The sequence below is a fragment of the Rheinheimera fenheensis genome, from assembly GCF_039871805.1.
Lineage (GTDB): Bacteria > Pseudomonadota > Gammaproteobacteria > Enterobacterales > Alteromonadaceae > Alishewanella > Alishewanella fenheensis.
Genome location: NZ_JBDPJM010000004.1, coordinates 41736 through 59099, shown reverse-complemented (window position 1 = coordinate 59099; position 17364 = coordinate 41736). Strand labels below are relative to the sequence as shown.

General features: G+C 44.5%; 16 protein-coding genes. All 16 read left to right on the top strand.

The genetic code is table 11. The features are described 5' to 3' along the window. Positions 1–3 precede the first annotated feature (3 nt). Positions 4–948: a glycosyltransferase gene (locus ABGI61_RS07565; RefSeq protein WP_347599273.1), complete on the top strand. Its 945-nt coding sequence runs from the start codon at positions 4–6 to the stop codon at positions 946–948. After that, positions 945–2111: a glycosyltransferase gene (locus ABGI61_RS07560; RefSeq protein ID WP_347599270.1), complete on the top strand. Its 1167-nt coding sequence runs from the start codon at positions 945–947 to the stop codon at positions 2109–2111. Before ABGI61_RS07565 ends, ABGI61_RS07560 begins: the two co-directional genes overlap by 4 nt. A gap of 1 nt (position 2112) precedes the next feature. After that, entirely contained in the window at positions 2113–2991 is an 879-nt protein-coding gene (locus ABGI61_RS07555) for a glycosyltransferase family 2 protein (RefSeq protein WP_347599267.1), read from the top strand. Next, on the top strand, positions 2988–4127 hold the full coding sequence (locus ABGI61_RS07550) for an O-antigen polymerase (protein ID WP_347599265.1): 1140 nt from the start codon (positions 2988–2990) through the stop codon (positions 4125–4127). Before ABGI61_RS07555 ends, ABGI61_RS07550 begins: the two co-directional genes overlap by 4 nt. A gap of 18 nt (positions 4128–4145) precedes the next feature. Beyond that, the gene (locus ABGI61_RS07545) at positions 4146–5066 is read left to right on the top strand and encodes a glycosyltransferase (RefSeq protein ID WP_347599262.1); all 921 of its coding nucleotides are present in this window, start codon (positions 4146–4148) and stop codon (positions 5064–5066) included. Continuing rightward, a complete protein-coding gene (locus ABGI61_RS07540; protein ID WP_347599259.1) occupies positions 5053–6027 on the top strand; it encodes a UDP-glucose 4-epimerase family protein in 975 nt (324 codons plus the stop codon). Before ABGI61_RS07545 ends, ABGI61_RS07540 begins: the two co-directional genes overlap by 14 nt. Positions 6028–6110: 83 nt before the next feature. Next, the gene (locus tag ABGI61_RS07535) at positions 6111–6662 is read left to right on the top strand and encodes a sugar transferase (protein ID WP_347599256.1); all 552 of its coding nucleotides are present in this window, start codon (positions 6111–6113) and stop codon (positions 6660–6662) included. A 138-nt stretch (positions 6663–6800) separates the two neighbouring features. Continuing rightward, positions 6801–7169: an endonuclease domain-containing protein gene (locus ABGI61_RS07530; protein ID WP_347599253.1), complete on the top strand. Its 369-nt coding sequence runs from the start codon at positions 6801–6803 to the stop codon at positions 7167–7169. 233 nt (positions 7170–7402) lie between these two features. Beyond that, complete coding sequence (locus ABGI61_RS07525) at positions 7403–8812, top strand: MBL fold metallo-hydrolase RNA specificity domain-containing protein (RefSeq protein ID WP_347599250.1); 1410 nt, start codon at positions 7403–7405, stop codon at positions 8810–8812. 79 nt (positions 8813–8891) lie between these two features. After that, positions 8892–10244 carry a UDP-glucose dehydrogenase family protein gene (locus ABGI61_RS07520; RefSeq protein WP_347599247.1) on the top strand — a complete coding sequence of 451 codons (1353 nt, stop codon included), beginning with the start codon at positions 8892–8894 and terminating at the stop codon, positions 10242–10244. Then, positions 10231–11130: a UTP--glucose-1-phosphate uridylyltransferase GalU gene (gene galU / locus ABGI61_RS07515; RefSeq protein ID WP_347599244.1), complete on the top strand. Its 900-nt coding sequence runs from the start codon at positions 10231–10233 to the stop codon at positions 11128–11130. Before ABGI61_RS07520 ends, galU begins: the two co-directional genes overlap by 14 nt. 85 nt (positions 11131–11215) lie before the next feature. Then, positions 11216–13228 carry a polysaccharide biosynthesis protein gene (locus tag ABGI61_RS07510; RefSeq protein ID WP_347599241.1) on the top strand — a complete coding sequence of 671 codons (2013 nt, stop codon included), beginning with the start codon at positions 11216–11218 and terminating at the stop codon, positions 13226–13228. Between the two features lie 139 nt (positions 13229–13367). Then, entirely contained in the window at positions 13368–13691 is a 324-nt protein-coding gene (locus ABGI61_RS07505) for a hypothetical protein (protein WP_347599239.1), read from the top strand. Positions 13692–13813: 122 nt separating this feature from the next. Beyond that, positions 13814–14533, top strand: coding sequence for a YjbF family lipoprotein (locus ABGI61_RS07500; protein WP_347599236.1), 720 nt, complete (start codon positions 13814–13816; stop codon positions 14531–14533). Beyond that, positions 14526–15257: a capsule biosynthesis GfcC family protein gene (locus ABGI61_RS07495; RefSeq protein ID WP_347599233.1), complete on the top strand. Its 732-nt coding sequence runs from the start codon at positions 14526–14528 to the stop codon at positions 15255–15257. Before ABGI61_RS07500 ends, ABGI61_RS07495 begins: the two co-directional genes overlap by 8 nt. Next, on the top strand, positions 15254–17359 hold the full coding sequence (locus ABGI61_RS07490; protein WP_347599230.1) for a YjbH domain-containing protein: 2106 nt from the start codon (positions 15254–15256) through the stop codon (positions 17357–17359). The genes ABGI61_RS07495 and ABGI61_RS07490 overlap by 4 nt, the downstream gene beginning before the upstream one ends. Positions 17360–17364: the final 5 nt, after the last annotated feature.

The following is a 17364-nucleotide window of genomic DNA, read 5'->3' as shown; positions in this document are numbered from 1 at the left end:
TTAATGAACGAATTTAAAAATATCGTTTCAGTTGTTGTCGTTAGCTATAACTCAAGCTCAACAATAGAGGAGACCTTGAATAGTGTTTTGTCGCAAAGCTATGGTGCTGAGAATATAGACCTTGTTGTGTCTGATGACCATTCTACTGATATGACATGTGAGATCGTGAATGACTGGTTTCTAAAGCATAGTAAGTCGTTCCATCGTACTGTTTTAGTGACATCTGACATAAACAAAGGTGTAACTGCGAACATAAATCGAGGATGGCGTGCAGCTTGTGGACCATGGGTAAAAGCAATTGCTGCTGACGATATACTTTTGCCTGACTGCCTATCTGGCAACAAAGCTTTTGTTGAAATAGAAAAAAGCGCAAGAATTGTTTTTTCAGACTTACTCGTTTTTACAGACAGCTCTAAAATAAGCAGTGGTATAGTAAAACGTCATGATGCTAATTTCTTTAAGATGTCTCATGAAGAACAATTACATACATTGCTTTATGAAAATATGTTAATTGCTCCCTCAGCTTTCATTTCAAAAGACTTGCTTGAAGAGTTTGGCTATGCCGATGAAAAGTACAAAATGATTGAAGATTATCCATTGTGGTTGAAACTTTGCAAAGAAAAGGTAGTTTTTTTCTACATGCCATTGGTAACAGTTGCATATCGCTTTACTGATTCCCTCACTAACAGTCAATCAAGAATTGGTAGTATTTTATATGCAGCGTCATTTTACGAGTTTCGAAAAGAGATGGTATGGCCATATTGGAAAGCCAAAGACATTTTTAGAAAGTTTGATGAGGTATTCGATTTTTACGAATTAAAAATAGCGGTGAGAGTTTTTAATAATCAAAGAACTAAAGTTTTTTTGTGTCTGCACTATGCTTTGTTTCTCTTCAGGCCATATAGAGTGCTTAAGCTGTTAAATCGTTACGTTGGTGGGAAAAATTGATTTCTTATTTAAAAAGAGTAATTAAGAGTAATAAAAAACTATTAAGTGCTTACGAGTTTTTTTTCGCGAGGGATATAGTTAACTTGTATGGTGAAAAACACCAGCGCAAGGTGTTGCTGTCTTATAGTACTTATCATTTTAGTAAAAAAAATTACACTGCACACTCTAATTACCAAGAGTCTTGGGTTATTGCTGATATATTCAGACGTTTAGGATTTCAGATTGATGTCGTAAACAATAATAGATTCAGCAAGTTAAATTTTTCGGAATACGATGTTATATTCGGTGAAGGCTTTCCGATGTATCAAGCTGTAAGTTCATCGGTAAAAGCAATAAAGATATATTATGGAACAGGTTCACATCCTGCTCACTGTACAGAGCAGTCACTAAAGCGCGTAATAGATTTTTATCAGAATTACAAGTTTCTGGCTGTAGGTTCAACGAGAACCAGTGATTTTCGATGGGGGCTTGCAGCATCTATGAGTGATGCTGTTATCTGTATTGGTAATAAACAAACAGCAGACACTTTTACGGCAAGGAGTTGCAGCAGGGTATTTACAGTCGATCCAAGTTTTCATTCTAGAGCTGATGCGATAGAGCTTGGGAATGTAAAAGACTACGCAATATGTCGAAAATCACTATTATGGTTTGGTAGCTACGGGTTATTACATAAAGGGCTAGATTTGGCGGTAGAGGCTGTAAGGCATAAGCCAGACTGGACGTTGCACGTCTGTGGATATACACCAGCAGAAGCAGATTTCCTTAAAACATTAAACCTTCCAGGTAACGTTGTTGTTCATGGCTTTATCAATGTTCATTCGCCGCAATTTAAAGAACTAGCACTAAAGTGTGGATTCGTTATTTTACCTTCCTGTTCTGAGGGTACTGCGACAGCGGTAATAACGGCTGTAGCTAATGGAGCAATGATTCCTTTGGTTTCAAAAGAATGCGGTTACGATGTTGATAAAGCGGGTTTTCTGATAGAGCTCAATGCTACAGATATCGAAAGGCAGTTGGAGATATTAGATGCTTATGATCAGGAAACGCTTAAAGATACATCTATTATGGCTCAAAAACTGGCTTTAAGTCGGTACACTATTGATAACTACACAACCCAGATAGAGCAACATCTTAACACCATTATTAACGGCGAGGTCAGTTAATATGCAGCCGTTGGTTAGTATTTTAATACCTGTTTATAATCATGCGCAATATATAGAAGAGTGTCTTAATGCCATACCTGGCTTGAGCTATCCGAACATAGAAGTTTTAATTTGTGACGACGGATCAAAAGATAGTTCGTATATCATCGCTGAAAACTGGGTTAAACGAAACCCTCAGATCAGGGCTAAGTTATTCAGCCAAGAGAATCAGGGGGTTTGTAAAACACTTAATCGTTTGATTAGTGAATCATCAGGTCAGTATATTACCCTTTGTGCCAGTGATGATGTGCTGGCAAAAGATGGAATAGCGCAACGGGTTAAACTGTTAGAGGCTGATAGCACTAAACTAGCGTGTATAGGCGATGCGACAGTTATTAATGAGCATTCTGTCGTAACTGCACAAAGTGCAATGAAAACCCTATATAGCGCTAGTTACGATTTGTTGCAAACTGACATTGTTCGTGAGTTAGTTCTGCGTTGGTCAGTTGTTGGGCCAACACTTTTGATCCGTAAGTCGGCATACTTTAATTTGGGTTTCTATGATAGTGACTTATTAGTCGAAGATCGTGAATTTTTTTTGAGATTACTTAGCAAAGAATCTCTGCTTTTTTATCCGTGCAGCGTTGCCGCTTATAGGATTCATTCAAATAACGCAAGTAGAAAAAGCTATTCTTCTAGATTGAAAATTCTTCAGCAAGTAGCTATTTCTAATTTAAAGCATTACCAATCATTCAATGGTTTTCTTAGATTTTTTCTCATGTCTCATAAGGTAGACATGCTTTTTTTTAGATTGCCCCCATTGCCGGCTTTTGTTTGTACTCTTCCTTGGCGGCTTTTTAGAAAGATGCTTGTAAAGGTTTGGTTAAGAGCTGGTTTATGAGATATTTGATAATAAACCCACTGTCTGTTTTTACACTCACCTGGCTTTCTGTTGTATTGCTATATTCTGCTCGTTGGTCAGATGTATTAATTATAGACAGTTGGTTTATCGTATTTTTTGTTATCAGCTTTGTGTTGTCGCCTTTTATGGCTGGATTTAGTATTTCATATTTTATACCTGTGAAGAAAGGTAAGGATCACGGACTAACCAGAGAGACTATAATTTCATCCAAAAGGCTTAAGCTATTTGCAGTGAGCTTTGTTGTTGTAACCTTTATTGAAATCGCGATTTTTAAAGGATTTCCAGTGTTATGGTTTTTAGTCGGTGACAGTAGAGGCTATGCTGACTATGGAATTCCAACGGTTCACGGCTTAGTCAACGCAATGCATTTGTCACTTATAACTATAAGTTTTTATCTTGCTATTAAACGTAGGGTTAGTTGGGTTTATTTTTTCATTCTAATCATATGGTGCGTTTTAATGTTTAGTCGGTTTTTGATTATGGTTTCTATTGTCCAATGTTTGTTTTTGTACTTTTTAACCTCTAATGTGAGGTTTTCAAGGGTTTTGATTACGATTTTTTTTGGTTTTGCTTTTATCTATTTATTTGGTCTTATTGGTGGAATGAGAAGTGGTATTGAGGACACGGCGCAGTTTTTTGGTGTGAATGAAAATTTCCCAGATTTCCTTCCAGTTGTTTTTATATGGGTTTACATTTATTTGTTGTCCCCTATAAACAACCTTGCTAGTTGGTACGGTTATGTTTCATATGATTTTACATTTCCATCTGTTTTTGCGACGTTATTGCCATCTGTGATAAGAGATTTTTTGTATAGTAAAAAAGCAGATGACAGTTCTTTGCCGCTTGTACATGAAGCGTTTAATATGAGTACTGGGCTAGCACCAGCCTTTGCAGATGCCGGAATAATTGGTATGTTAATTTTTCTACTCTTTTTTGGATTTGCCAGTGGTATTTTATGGAGGTTATCGAAGGGCTTAACCAACTATTTTTCCCTGGCTGTTATGTTGCAATGCGTATTTTATTTGGTGTTTTTTAATCCACTCTTTACATTGCCGATACTGTTTCAGTTTTTTATTTTTCGTTTTCTCATAAGTTACAAAGTTATAAACCATTAGATTTGGCGAGCTTTTGAAATGATAAAAGAATCGGTTTGCGTGTTGTTGGCAGCATACAATGGCTCTGGATATATAAAGGAACAGTTTTCAAGCTTAATAAGCCAGAGTCTGCTTAGTGATATTTTTGTAAGTGTTGATTTTAGTTTCGATGATACCTATGGAATCTTTAAAGAGTATTCGAAATTCCATGCTAGGCTGAACATCCTACCTTATGGTGCTTCCTTTCGAAGTGCTGGACAAAATTTCTTTAGACTATTGTTAGACGTAGATTTTTCTTTGTACGATTATGTTGCTTTTTCTGATCAAGATGATATTTGGTTTGATTTTAAGTTACAACGAGCCATTGATCAGCTTAAAGAAAAAAACGCCGATGGCTATTCCTCAAACGTAACTGCGTTTTGGCCTAATGGCCGCGAAAAGTTAGTAAAAAAAGATTATCCACAGACTGATTATGACCATATATTTGAATCTGCCGGCCCCGGTTGTACATTTGTTATGACTAGAAAGCTAGCCTTAGAGATAAAAAAGTCGCTGATTGACAACAGAAATGAAATTAAAAAGATTTGGTTACATGATTGGTACTGCTATGCGTTTGCTCGAAGCCGAGGCTTTAAATGGTTTATTGATAGTAAATCTACAATGGCCTATCGGCAGCATGGTGGTAACGAAGTTGGTGCTAACTCTGGCTGGAAATCCTTTAAGGCTCGTGTTGTGAGCATTTTGTCTGGCGATGGCATAGTTAAAGCGGTTAATCAGGCAATATTTTTAGGTTTGCAAGAGACTGCACCGATAAAGCTACTGTGCTCTGGCAAGAGAATTGATTTGCTTAGGTTGGCTTTTCTGGCGCCTAAGTGCAGGCGTAAGCCAATAGATAAAGTTATGTTTTTTATTATCTTTCTTTGGTTTTCCGTTCGGGGGTTGCCACTTGCCAAGCGATAAAAAAATACTTGTAACGGGGGCCTCGGGTTTTATAGGTAAAGCTTTAGTATCGAACCTTATCAATAGAGGCATTAAGTTGACTACACCGGTGAGAAAACCCATACCGGGCTTAGCTGATGTTGTTGAAATGCCGTTTTTAAGTGATTTATGTGATTTTCCATTAGATAGTAATTGGTTTAATAGTCGCGATGCGGTGGTGCATATTGCTGCAAAAGCACACTCCAGTAATGTCACGTTGGCCGATTTCGTCAAAGTAAATACACACGCAGCTCTGAATGTTGCAAGATTGGCTAGCAAAGCTGGAGTAAAACGCTTTATCTTTTTAAGCTCTATAGGCGTTAATGGTATTAGCAACACCAGGCCTTTTAACGTCGCAGATGACCCTGCCCCGGTAGAGGACTATGCAGTATCTAAGCTTGAAGCTGAAATTGGCTTAAAGCAAATAGCAGCAGAAACCGGTATGGAAGTAGTTATTATTCGCCCGCCACTGGTTTATGGCGCCAACGCGCCGGGCAATTTCGGTAAGCTTGCCAAGCTGGCACAGAAGAACCTGCCGCTGCCATTAGGGGCTATTCATAATAAACGCAGCCTGGTGGCGCTGGATAACCTGGTTGATTTAATTGTTACCTGCATTGATCACCCAAATGCGGCTAACCAGACTTTTCTGGTCAGTGATGATAGGGATGTATCTACAACTGAGCTGTTAAAGTTAATGACCCGCGCCGCGGGCAAAAAGCCCTGGTTATTACCCGTACCGATGAGTTGGTTAAAACTGGCCGGTAAGTTAACCGGGAAGCAAGCCGTTGTAGACCGGCTTTGTGGTAATTTACAGGTAGATATTACTCATACAAAACAAACACTAGGCTGGACGCCGCTGGTGACGGTGGAAGAGGGGATTGCGAGGTGTTTTAATCTCCCCCCAACCCCCTCTTCGCCAAAGAGGGGGAGTAAAAGCAGTTAAGCTTGTTAACAAGTCCCACTTTCTAAAAGGGGGATTTAGGGGGATTTGTAGTCACTTGTCACTATTTTTAATTCTGAGGTTCTATGTTAATTCGCTTATTGGACATTATTTTTGCTTTTTGTGGCCTCGTGTTTGGTTTTCCGGTGCTGTTGATCCTAACTATTATTGGTTTGTTTGATACTGGTTCGCCAATATTCCGTCAGGTTAGGGTGGGGCGTAATAAAAAGCCGTTTACGCTGGTTAAGTTTCGTACCATGAAGCCCGATACTGCTCATGTGGCTAGCCATTTGGCCAGCGCCAGTGCCATAACCCCTTTCGGTGGGTTTTTACGCAAAACTAAATTAGACGAACTGCCGCAACTGTGGAATGTGCTATGGGGCGACATGAGCCTGGTCGGCCCAAGACCTTGCCTGTTTAACCAGGAAGAGCTTATCAATGAGCGCGAACAGCGCGGTGTACTCAACGCACGCCCCGGCATTACCGGCCTGGCGCAGGTAAACGAGATTGATATGTCTACCCCGGTGCTATTGGCAGAAACTGATGCCAAAATGCTGCAAAGCCTGACCCTGGCGGATTATTTTAAGTATATTTTTATGACAGTGGCCGGGAAGGGCAGTGGGGATAGGGTTAAATAATCTCCCCCAGCCCATCAAATCTCCCCCCAGCCCCCTCTTTACCAAAGAGGGGGAGAAATGTACCTTAAGCCTGCCTTTGTTAAAGGGAGGTTTGGAGGGATTGGGGGATTTAAAGGGATTTAAAGTTGGAGGGATTTAATGCTGCCCTATAACAAAGCGCTTAAGCCGTTTTCCCGCCAGTTACGTTCTAACCAAACGGCTACAGAGCAATTGCTTTGGCAGGCGATAAGAAAAAAGCAACTGCTCGGGGCTCAGTTTTACCGGCAAAAGCCTATTGCAGGCTACATCGCAGATTTCTACTGTGCAAAAGCTAAACTGGTAATTGAGCTGGATGGTGGAGTGCATAATGCTTCGGATGCTCAGGAATATGATGCGATTCGAGACAGCGCTATGGTTTCGCTGGGTTTAACTGTCTTGCGATTTAGCAACGCTGAAGTTGAGAATAGCTTACCCTATGTGTTGGAGCAGATATCCAAAGCAGTGCTAAATTGCCACCCCGCTCCTTAAATCTTGCTCCGGTGCCACTACCCCCCCCACCGGCCCATCAAATCTCCCCCAGCCCCCTCTTTACTAAAGAGGGGGGGGGAGGAATGTACCTTAAGCCTCCCTTTAACAAAGGGAGGTTTGGAGGGATTTGGGAGGTTTGGAGGGATTTGGGAGGTTTGGAGGGATTGAGGGATTTAGGAGGATTGAGAATTCGCAGTAGGAAGGATTCCGAATTTGATTTAAAAAGGATTTTTATGCAACCATATGAGAAACCCCACTTCATTCACCATGGCGCCGTTGATGGCGTTACCGGCTCTTGCCATGAATACCGCTTAAGTGATGACTACGGCTTGCTGATTGACTGCGGTTTGTTTCAGGGCGCTGAGGTATCGAACAGCGGCTCGGCGGGCAAGCCGCAGATTGATTTTGCTATCGAGCATATTCGTGCGCTTATTGTTACCCATGTGCATATTGATCATGTCGGCCGCATTCCCTACTTATTGGCTGCAGGCTTTAATGGGCCTATTTATTGCACTCGGGCGTCGGCGGTATTGTTGCCGCTGGTGCTTGAAGATGCGGTAAAAATGGGTATTAGCCGCGACCCAGCGCTAATAAGTGGTGTGTTAGCCCGGCTGCGCCGCCAGTTAGTGCCTTGTGATTTTAACCGCTGGGTGACGTTACCTGAACTTGCTAGCGCGGCACCTATGCTGCGCTTTCAACATGCTGGCCATATTTTAGGCTCGGCTTATGTAGAGCTTAAACATAATACGCCATTGAAAAAAGGCTATAAAACCGTGTTCTCGGGGGATTTGGGCGCGCCCTATGCGCCGCTGCTGCCAGCACCGAAGGCGCCCTATGCGGCGGATGAAGTGGTAATTGAGAGCACCTATGGTGACAGGCAGCATGATGACAGACGTAGCCGTATCAAAAGGTTAGAGCAGGTACTGCTACATTCACTTAAAGATAACGGTACTGTGCTATTCCCTGCCTTCAGTATTGGTCGCACCCAGGAGCTGCTATACGAGCTTGAGGCCATTATTCACCGCCTAAGAGGCCAAAAAATTCACCAGCAGCTGAAATGGGATGAGCTGCAAATTATTGTCGACTCGCCATTAGCTGCGCGTTTTAACCAGGCTTACCGCCAATTAAAGCCTTACTGGGACAGCGAGGCGAAAAGCCGGTTAAAGCAGGGGCGCCACCCGCTAAGCTTTGAGCAGTTACATACCATAGATGATCACGCCCGGCACCAGGCTTTAGTGCAGTTTTTAGCCCAAAGCCGCCAGCCCGCTATTGTTATTGCCGCCAGCGGTATGTGCGAGGGCGGCCGGGTAGTAAATTACCTAAAAGCTCTATTACCAGATAAAGCGCATCAGGTGGTGTTTGTTGGTTACCAGGCGCGCGGTACCCTTGGCGCCGCGATACAGCAATATGGCCCTAAAGGTGGCTATGTCGATATTGACGGCGAGCGCATTGGCATCGCAGCGGAAATTATCACGTTAAGTGGCTATTCAGCCCATGCTGATAAAACGGGTTTAGTGCGCTTTATCAGTGCCATGCGCAAAAAGCCTGCAAAGGTGCGCATAGTGCATGGGGATGATGCGGCCAAGCAGGCACTGCAGCAGGCGCTTTCGGCTTATGTTAAAGAAGTCATTATTAGTGTTTAGGTGTAAGTTGTGAGTGTTTGGTGTTGGGTGGTGAGTTAAACTCACAAGTCACAACTCATTAGCGTGTTAAGGAATTTCAATGAAGGTCACGGTTTTTGGTATCGGGTACGTTGGGCTGGTGCAGGCGGCAGTATTAGCCGAGGTTGGCCATCATGTAGTCTGTGTTGATATTGATGAACATAAAGTAGCCCAGTTACAACAGGGTGTTATTCCTATTTATGAGCCAGGCTTAACCCCTTTGGTAGAGGAGAATATCAAAGCCGGCCGTTTGGAGTTTACTACTGATGCCGCTGTGGGTGTTGCGCATGGTGAGGTGCAGTTTATTGCCGTAGGCACACCGCCAGATGAAGATGGCTCGGCAGATTTGAAATATGTGTTAGCCGTGGCAAAAACCATCGCGCAGCATTTAAATCAGCCAACTGTTGTTATTGATAAATCCACAGTGCCAGTGGGTACAGCTGATAAAGTGAGAGCAATGATACAAGCTGAGCTTAATCAGCGCGGTGTGGCTATAACCTTTGACGTGGTTTCAAACCCTGAGTTTTTAAAAGAAGGTGCAGCAGTTGCCGACTGTATGCGACCCGATCGAATTATTGTCGGCACTTATGACGATAACCCCAAAGATGTGATACGTGAGTTGTACGAGCCTTTTAACCGCAACCATGAAAAATTAATTTTTATGGATGTGCGCTCGGCCGAGCTGACGAAATATGCAGCTAACTGCATGTTGGCCACCAAAATTTCGTTTATGAATGAAATGGCCAATTTAGCAGAGCTGTTAGGGGCAGACATTGAAGCCGTGCGTAAAGGTATCGGCTCAGATCCGCGCATCGGCTATCACTTTATTTACCCGGGCTGCGGTTATGGCGGTTCGTGTTTTCCCAAAGATGTACAGGCGCTTATTCGCACCGCGGAGCAAAATGGCTATCAGCCAAATATTTTACATGCTGTAGAGAGTGTAAATAACAAACAGAAGTTACGTTTGCCGCAGTTGGTGCGACAGCATTTTGGTAGTGATTTATCCGGCAAAACCTTTGCGCTGTGGGGGCTGAGCTTTAAACCTAAAACCAATGATGTGCGAGAAGCCAGTAGCAGGGTACTGATGGAGCAGTTATGGCAGGCCGGTGCAGCAGTACAGGCATTTGACCCTGAAGCGATGGAAGAGATCCAACGTATTTATGGCGTCAGAGATAATCTGACGTTAGTGGGTACTAAAGAGGCTGCGCTAAAGAATGCAGACGCGCTGATCATTTGCACCGAGTGGCAACAATTTAAAGCGCCTGATTTTGATATGATTAAACAGCAACTAAAACAGCCTGTGATATTTGATGGCCGCAATCTGTATGAGCCGGAGCGCATGGCGAGAAAAGGCTTCAGCTATTACGCTATAGGCCGTGGTGAAAGTGTAAGGAAACCTGATGTCAATAACTAAGGCTGTAATTCCAGTGGCTGGATTGGGTACGCGTATGTTGCCCGCGACCAAAGCCATTCCCAAAGAGATGCTGCCGGTGGTAGATAAGCCACTGATTCAGTATGTGGTACAAGAATGTATTGCTGCAGGTATTAAAGAAATTGTGCTGGTAACCCATTCGTCGAAAAACAGCATTGAAAACCATTTTGATAAAAGCTTTGAGCTTGAATCTATGCTGGAAAAACGGGTGAAGCGTCAGTTGCTGGACGAGGTGCAAGCCATTTGTCCGAAAGACGTCACCATTATGCATGTGCGCCAAGGCGAAGCTAAGGGCCTGGGGCATGCTGTGCTTTGCGCCCTACCATTGGTAGGGGAGGCACCTTTTGCGGTGGTGCTGCCAGACGTGCTAATAGACAGCTATGACAGCGATTTAAGTAAGGATAACCTGGCGGCTATGGTGAATTTGTATCAGCAAACCGGCACCAGCCAGGTGATGGTAGAGCCTGTGCCTATGGAAATAGTGAGTAGTTATGGTGTCGCTGATTTAAAAGGCTCGACGCTTAAAGCAGGTGATAGCTGTAAAATGACAGCAATTGTAGAAAAGCCCGATGTGGCGCATGCACCGTCTAATCTGGCAGTGGTGGGACGTTATGTCTTTAGTGCGCATATTTGGCGCCAACTGAAACGAACGCCTGTTGGTGCCGGAGATGAAGTGCAGCTGACCGATGCTATTGCTTTACTAATGGAGCAAGAGCCTGTTAATGCTTACCAGATAGTGGGCAGAAGCCATGATTGCGGCAATAAACAAGGCTATATGCAGGCTTTTGTCGAGTACGGCCTGCGCGATAAACAATTGGGCCCCGCGTTCAAGCGGTGGCTTGAACAGCTGCTGCGTAAAACTAACTAAAAAACTGTTGCTAAAAGTGCTATACTTGCGCCAATTTTGTGTAAGCGTGATACCGCTGAGGCGGTTTTAATAAGTGGAGTTGCAGATGCTGGCATGGTTGCTGGGCTTGCCCCGTGCAGTTAAGCGATTAATTTCGGTAACGGCTGATATGTTCTTTTTGATCAGCTCGCTGTTTGCGGCATATTTTTTAACACAACAAAGCCAGAGCGTTGATATACCGCAGATAGCGTTAGCCTTTGCTATTACTTTGCCGGTAACCTTGTTTATTTTTACAAAGTTGGGCTTATACCGCGCCGTTATTCGCTATATTGGCCAACATGCACTGGGTGCGGTATTAAGCGGTATTGTCAGCAGTGCCTTTATTTTGGCGCTGTTGTTTGGCTTATTACAGGTACATGATAAAGGCAACCTGATTTTTGTGTATGCCATTTTAGCGCTGGTGACCTCGGGCGGTTTACGCTTACTAGCCAGAATGTTTTTGGTGCAGCGCAATAACGGCCATAAAGAGCGCGTACTTATTTATGGTGCCGGTTCATCTGGCCGTCAGTTAGCGCAGGCATTGATTAACGGTGAGCAATATCACCCGGTGGTGTTTGTTGACGATGATACAACCTTGCATCGCTCGACTATTCTAGGGGTGCCTGTGGGGGCGCCAGCACAGATTACCAGCCTGATAAAGTCACACAACATTAGCCGTATTTTGCTTGCGTTGCCTTCTGTAAGCCGCGCCCGGCGGCGTGAGGTGTTAGACGCTTTAGAAGAGCTGCCAATTCCTGTACAGTCGATACCCGGCATGAGCGACCTGGTCGATGGCTCTATGCGCATAGATGAGTTGCAGGACGTGAAAATTGAAGACTTGCTAGGGCGCGACCCAGTAGCGCCCAAAGCCAAGTTGATGCAGGCGAATATTAAAGGCAAAGTGGTAATGGTGACCGGTGCCGGCGGCTCTATTGGCTCTGAGCTTTGCCGGCAAATACTGCACTGCGAACCGAAAGTGCTGGTCCTGTTTGAACTGTCGGAATTTGGCCTTTACAGCATAGAGCATGAATTAAGCAGCCTGATAAAGCAGCAAGAGCTTGATATTAAATTGATCCCCGTAATGGGCACAGTGCAGCGCCGTAGCCGTTTGGAAACGGTGATGAAAGCCTTTAACGTACAAACGGTGTATCATGCCGCGGCCTACAAGCATGTGCCATTGGTGGAATACAACGTAGTTGAAGGTGTGCGCAATAATGTGTTTGGCACCTGGTATGCCGCGGAAGCGGCGATAAGTGCCGGTGTGGAAACCTTTGTGCTGATATCTACCGATAAAGCCGTAAGACCAACCAATGTCATGGGCGCCTCTAAACGCTTAGCCGAATTGGTACTGCAGGCGTTAGCACAGCGCCAAAGCACTACCCGTTTTTGTATGGTGCGTTTTGGCAATGTGCTCGGTTCTAGCGGCTCAGTGGTGCCGCTATTTCGGGAGCAGATACGCAAAGGCGGCCCGATAACGGTAACCCATAAAGACATTATCCGTTACTTTATGACCATACCTGAGGCGGCGCAGCTGGTGTTGCAGGCTGGTGCCATGGGTAAAGGTGGTGATGTGTATGTACTGGATATGGGCGAGCCGGTAAAAATTGCCGATTTAGCCAAGCGCATGATCCACTTGATGGGGCTTGAGGTGAAAGATGAAATTCACCCCAATGGTGATATAGAAATTAAGTTTACTGGCCTGCGCCCGGGTGAAAAGCTGTACGAAGAGCTGTTAATTGGTGAGAACGTGCGGGAAACTGCCCACCCGCGTATTATGGCTGCTGACGAAGTGCGATTAACCTGGCCGGAGATGCATAGCCTGCTGCTGCAATTAGATAGCCTGTGTGACAGCTTTAATGTAGAGAGTATTATTGATGCAATGCGCTGTGCGCCAACCGGCTTTAATTACAGCTGTGCCAGCAGTGATTTGGTGGTTAAAGCCGGCTGTGATGCAGAACTGGGCGTGCCCGGTGCGGTAATATTGAATGTGGTGGGCTCGAATGATGGCGCCTTAGCGGCACAAAGCGCTGTGGCGCCCGAGGCGGTAGTGGCAAAAGCTGCCGGGCAGAAATACTGTTAATGCAAAGATGTGCCAGCCCTGACTGCAAGATGTTACGTAAAAAAAATGGTAAAAACGCGATTTATAGGTTGAGTAAGGCTTTGCTTTAGTTTAATCTTCGACTACTTGGAAACCTAAGTTTTTAATTGAGGGAATTGTTATGAAAAAGTTAGTTATTGCTGCATTAGCATTCGCTGTATCTGTTGGTGTTAATGCACAAGAGAAAGAAGGTGGCGCAGGTACTATTGGTGGTGTTGCGACGACTACTGTTGCTGCTGGTGTTGTGGGTGTAGCTGTTGCTGCTGCTGTTATTTCTAATAACCGTGGTTCATCTGTTATTCCTGGCCCTGGCCCACAGCCAACCCCAACTTGTAACGAAGGTGACGGTTCGCCTGTTAATGGCGTTTGTACTGGTACTACTGTTACTGGCACTGGCACCATGACCTCTACTACCACCTTTACTTATGCTCCAACTGCTAACTAAGTATTAGGTTGAAATTAAGCCGCCTACTGGCGGCTTTTTTATTGCTGCATGCTTTCTCAGCGCTGTTAAGAGTGCAGCCGGTGCTAGAAATTAGTTATCTGATATAACGTGAGCCTGAATTTGTGAACACAGCGATAAAACAGCTTTTAGCTGCCACTGTTTTGCTTGCGCTAAGCGCTTGCTCCGGCACGTATAATTCTTACCTTGATTCTCTTAAACTGGCTTTTAATACGCCTGAAGATGTCAATTTGACATTGCAGCAGGTAAGGGAAGCTCGCTCTGATTTGATGTATGTGCGCCATGGTGAACGAAGTTTGGCTGCAATGGCATTATTACGTTTAGAAGGCGGTCAGCATAAGTGGGTGTCTGCCGATAATGCTTTGCTGATCATTGAGCATGGCCGTATTGTGAGAACAGTTGGCTTCAGCAATGACTTGCTCTACTTAACAAATATTCAATCCGATCAGATACGTGATATACGCAGAATTAACCCTGCTACAGATTGGTTACGCCTGGCTGATTGGCAAAGTGGTGAATATGGGTATGCAATTCGATCACGGTTCAGTCTACCAACAGATGAAACATTAGAGTTTTTTGGTCGAAGTTTTAACACTATTCGTATCACTGAGAACGTAAGTTACACTAGCCCGGCTAACTTTTTCCGACCTGATGACAGCTGGCAGAATATGTTTTGGTATGAAGCTAACAGTGGCACTCTGATAAAGAGTTTGCAGCAGCTGTCACCTTTTACTGAGCGCCTTGAAATGACTTATATCAGCCGCATTGCTCGGCTGATGCCAGCAGAAAGCCTCGCGACGTTGCCAGGAGGTTCAGGTGAATAGAAACTGGATTGTCAGCGTTACTATGCTGGTTTTAAGCAGCATAAGCCACGCTAAAGTAACCGTTAAAGTAAATGGCGAGCAGCACAATTACGAAGAGCGACCACGTCTTACCGAGGTACTGCAACCTTATGCATTACAGCAACGTTGGTACTGGCCTGCAGCAGCACTGTATCGTATTGATAGCCAGCGTGCCGAACATATACGGCGTGATCTGGTTGTGCTTGGTGAAGAGATTTTGCAACAAACTGATGATACTGCCCTGCAAGATGCTTTGAAGCTATTACTTTTACAGGTGAACCAGTGGCAACTGGCAGAGCGCATTTTTATTCCACTGGATTACGATGCTGCATCAGTACAGGTATCACTTAATCCGCTTTTTGATGCTGGCAGCTATAGCGTAATGTTAAAACGTCGACCGACGATGGTTCATATTGCCGGCGCTGTTAGTCGCAGCGTTAGTGTGCCGCATAATAGTGCAAGTCACGTGAAAGTATATTTGCAGGAAGAGCAGTTTAGCCATGGTGCTGACCGCAGCCGTGTTGCCGTCGTGCAGCCGGATGGACGTGTTATTATCGCTGGAACTGAGAGCTGGAATAGTGAGCATGTTGAGGCTATGCCGGGTGCTCAGCTGCTGGTATTGTTTGCAGAACCGTTGCTGGATAAACGATTTGCGACACTTAACAACTTGCTGCAACAACTGGCTGTACACAGGATTTTCCCATGACGCTGTCTCGTGTTCCTTTTTCGTTATCTCTTATTACACTGGTGTTAGCTCCGTTAGTGACGGCTGCAGCTGAAAATAAAAGCTGGCAGCTGCAAGCTGCCGGTGTGTCTCAAATGGCACATGGTGGAGTTGGCCTTATTCAGACCCCGACCGCGAGGATGGCGCCTGCTGGTGATTTGAGCATGAATTATACCGACAATGAAGAATACCGTTTGTGGTCGGTGAGTATTCAGCTGTTTGATTGGATGGAATCCACCATTCGTTATACTGATGTGCGCACTCGTTTGTATAGTGATGACCCTAACTTTAGTGGCGACCAGACATACAAAGACAAAGGTATTGATGTTAAGTTCCGGTTGCTGCAGGAGAGTAGTTACTTACCGCAGGTGTCATTAGGCATACGTGATTTTGGTGGTACAGGTTTATTTGAAAGCGAATACCTGGTACTAAGCAAAAAATGGCATAACGTAGATTTCCATTTGGGCATGGGCTGGGGCTATTTAGGTAATGGCAGTAATGTGAGTAATCCATTTTGCGAGATTAAAGACAGTTTTTGTCAGCGTCCCGGTGAATTTGGTGGGCAAGGTGGCAAAATAGATTACGATCAATTCTTTAAAGGTACTGCCTCACTGTTTGGTGGTATTGAATACCAAACGCCCTGGCAACCGTTGCGTTTGAAATTGGAGTATGAGGGTAATAATTACCAGCAGGACTTTGCTGGTGATCTGATACAGGATTCGAGCTGGAATATAGGTGCGGTATACCGCTGGGGGAATTTTAATTTCGACCTGAACTATCAGCGTGGTAATACGCTGGGCTTTGGTGTTCATTACGCGCTGAACCTGCACGATGTTCGCCAGTACAAAGTAAAGCCAGCGCTGAGGCCGCTGCCAGAGCAGTTAAACCGTTCTGAAATTACCGACCGTGATGCGTTGCCCAAAGCCTTATTACAGGAGGCTGGTTTTGCTTTAAGAACTGCCCATATCATCGATGATGAGTTTATTATTTATGGTGAGCAATTAGCTTATCGCGATCATGATGAGGCGGTAGAGCGTATTGGTCGTATACTGGCGAACGAAGTGCCATCACATATCAAGCGCTATCGCATTGTTAACTATGCTGGCAACCTGGCAGCGGTTGAAACGGTAATAAAGGCTGATGATTTTATAGCAGCGGCGCGTTACGAGTCGCTTTATAGTGACATTAAATCAACCTACGTGCGGCAACAGCCAGAAGCTAAAACGTTAGGTTACAAAACGCAACCATCACAAAAAGGCTTTTTTGCTGGTTCAGAAACCTTTTTTATTCAGACTTTTGGCAGCCCGGAAGAGTTTTATATGTATCAAGGCGGTATTTTTGCCAATGCCGGGTACCGCTTGAGTAATAATTTAATGTTAAATAGCACAGCCAAAATTACACTGCTAGAAAACTTCGATAAGTTTAATTTTAAAGTAGATAACCAGCAAACCGCCTTACCTCGTGTAAGGACCTTTGTGCGCGAGTATGTATCGGGCGATGCGCTTTCGATGGAAAACCTATATTTTCAGTGGCAGGATCAGATAGTACCCGATGTGTTTGCTCAGGCTTATGGCGGCTATCTGGAAACTATGTTTGGCGGTGTAGGGGGAGAGGTTTTATACCGGCCTGTTGACTCGAACTTTGCCATAGGTTTTGATATCAACTATGTGCAGCAGCGCTCGTACGAAAACGACTTTGACTTTTTCGATTACAAGACCTTGACCGGCCATGTGAACGTGTACTGGAAACCGGAATTTTTACCTGATACTCAGCTTACGTTTAACATTGGCCAGTTTTTGGCTAAAGACAAAGGCGTTAATATTGATTTTGCTAAACGGTTTGACAGTGGCATAGTGGTGGGTGCTTATGCAGCCATTACCAATGTTTCTGCGGAGGAGTACGGCGAGGGGAGCTTTACCAAAGGTTTTTATCTGTCTATTCCATTTGATTTATTCTCTTTGAGACCATCAAAGGGTCGAGGTCGGTTACCTTGGATCCCAATTGCAAGAGACGGCGGACAACCACTCAACCGCCCCGCCACGTTAATCGATGCAACTGAGCAGCGTTCACCGTTCTACGATTAATCATG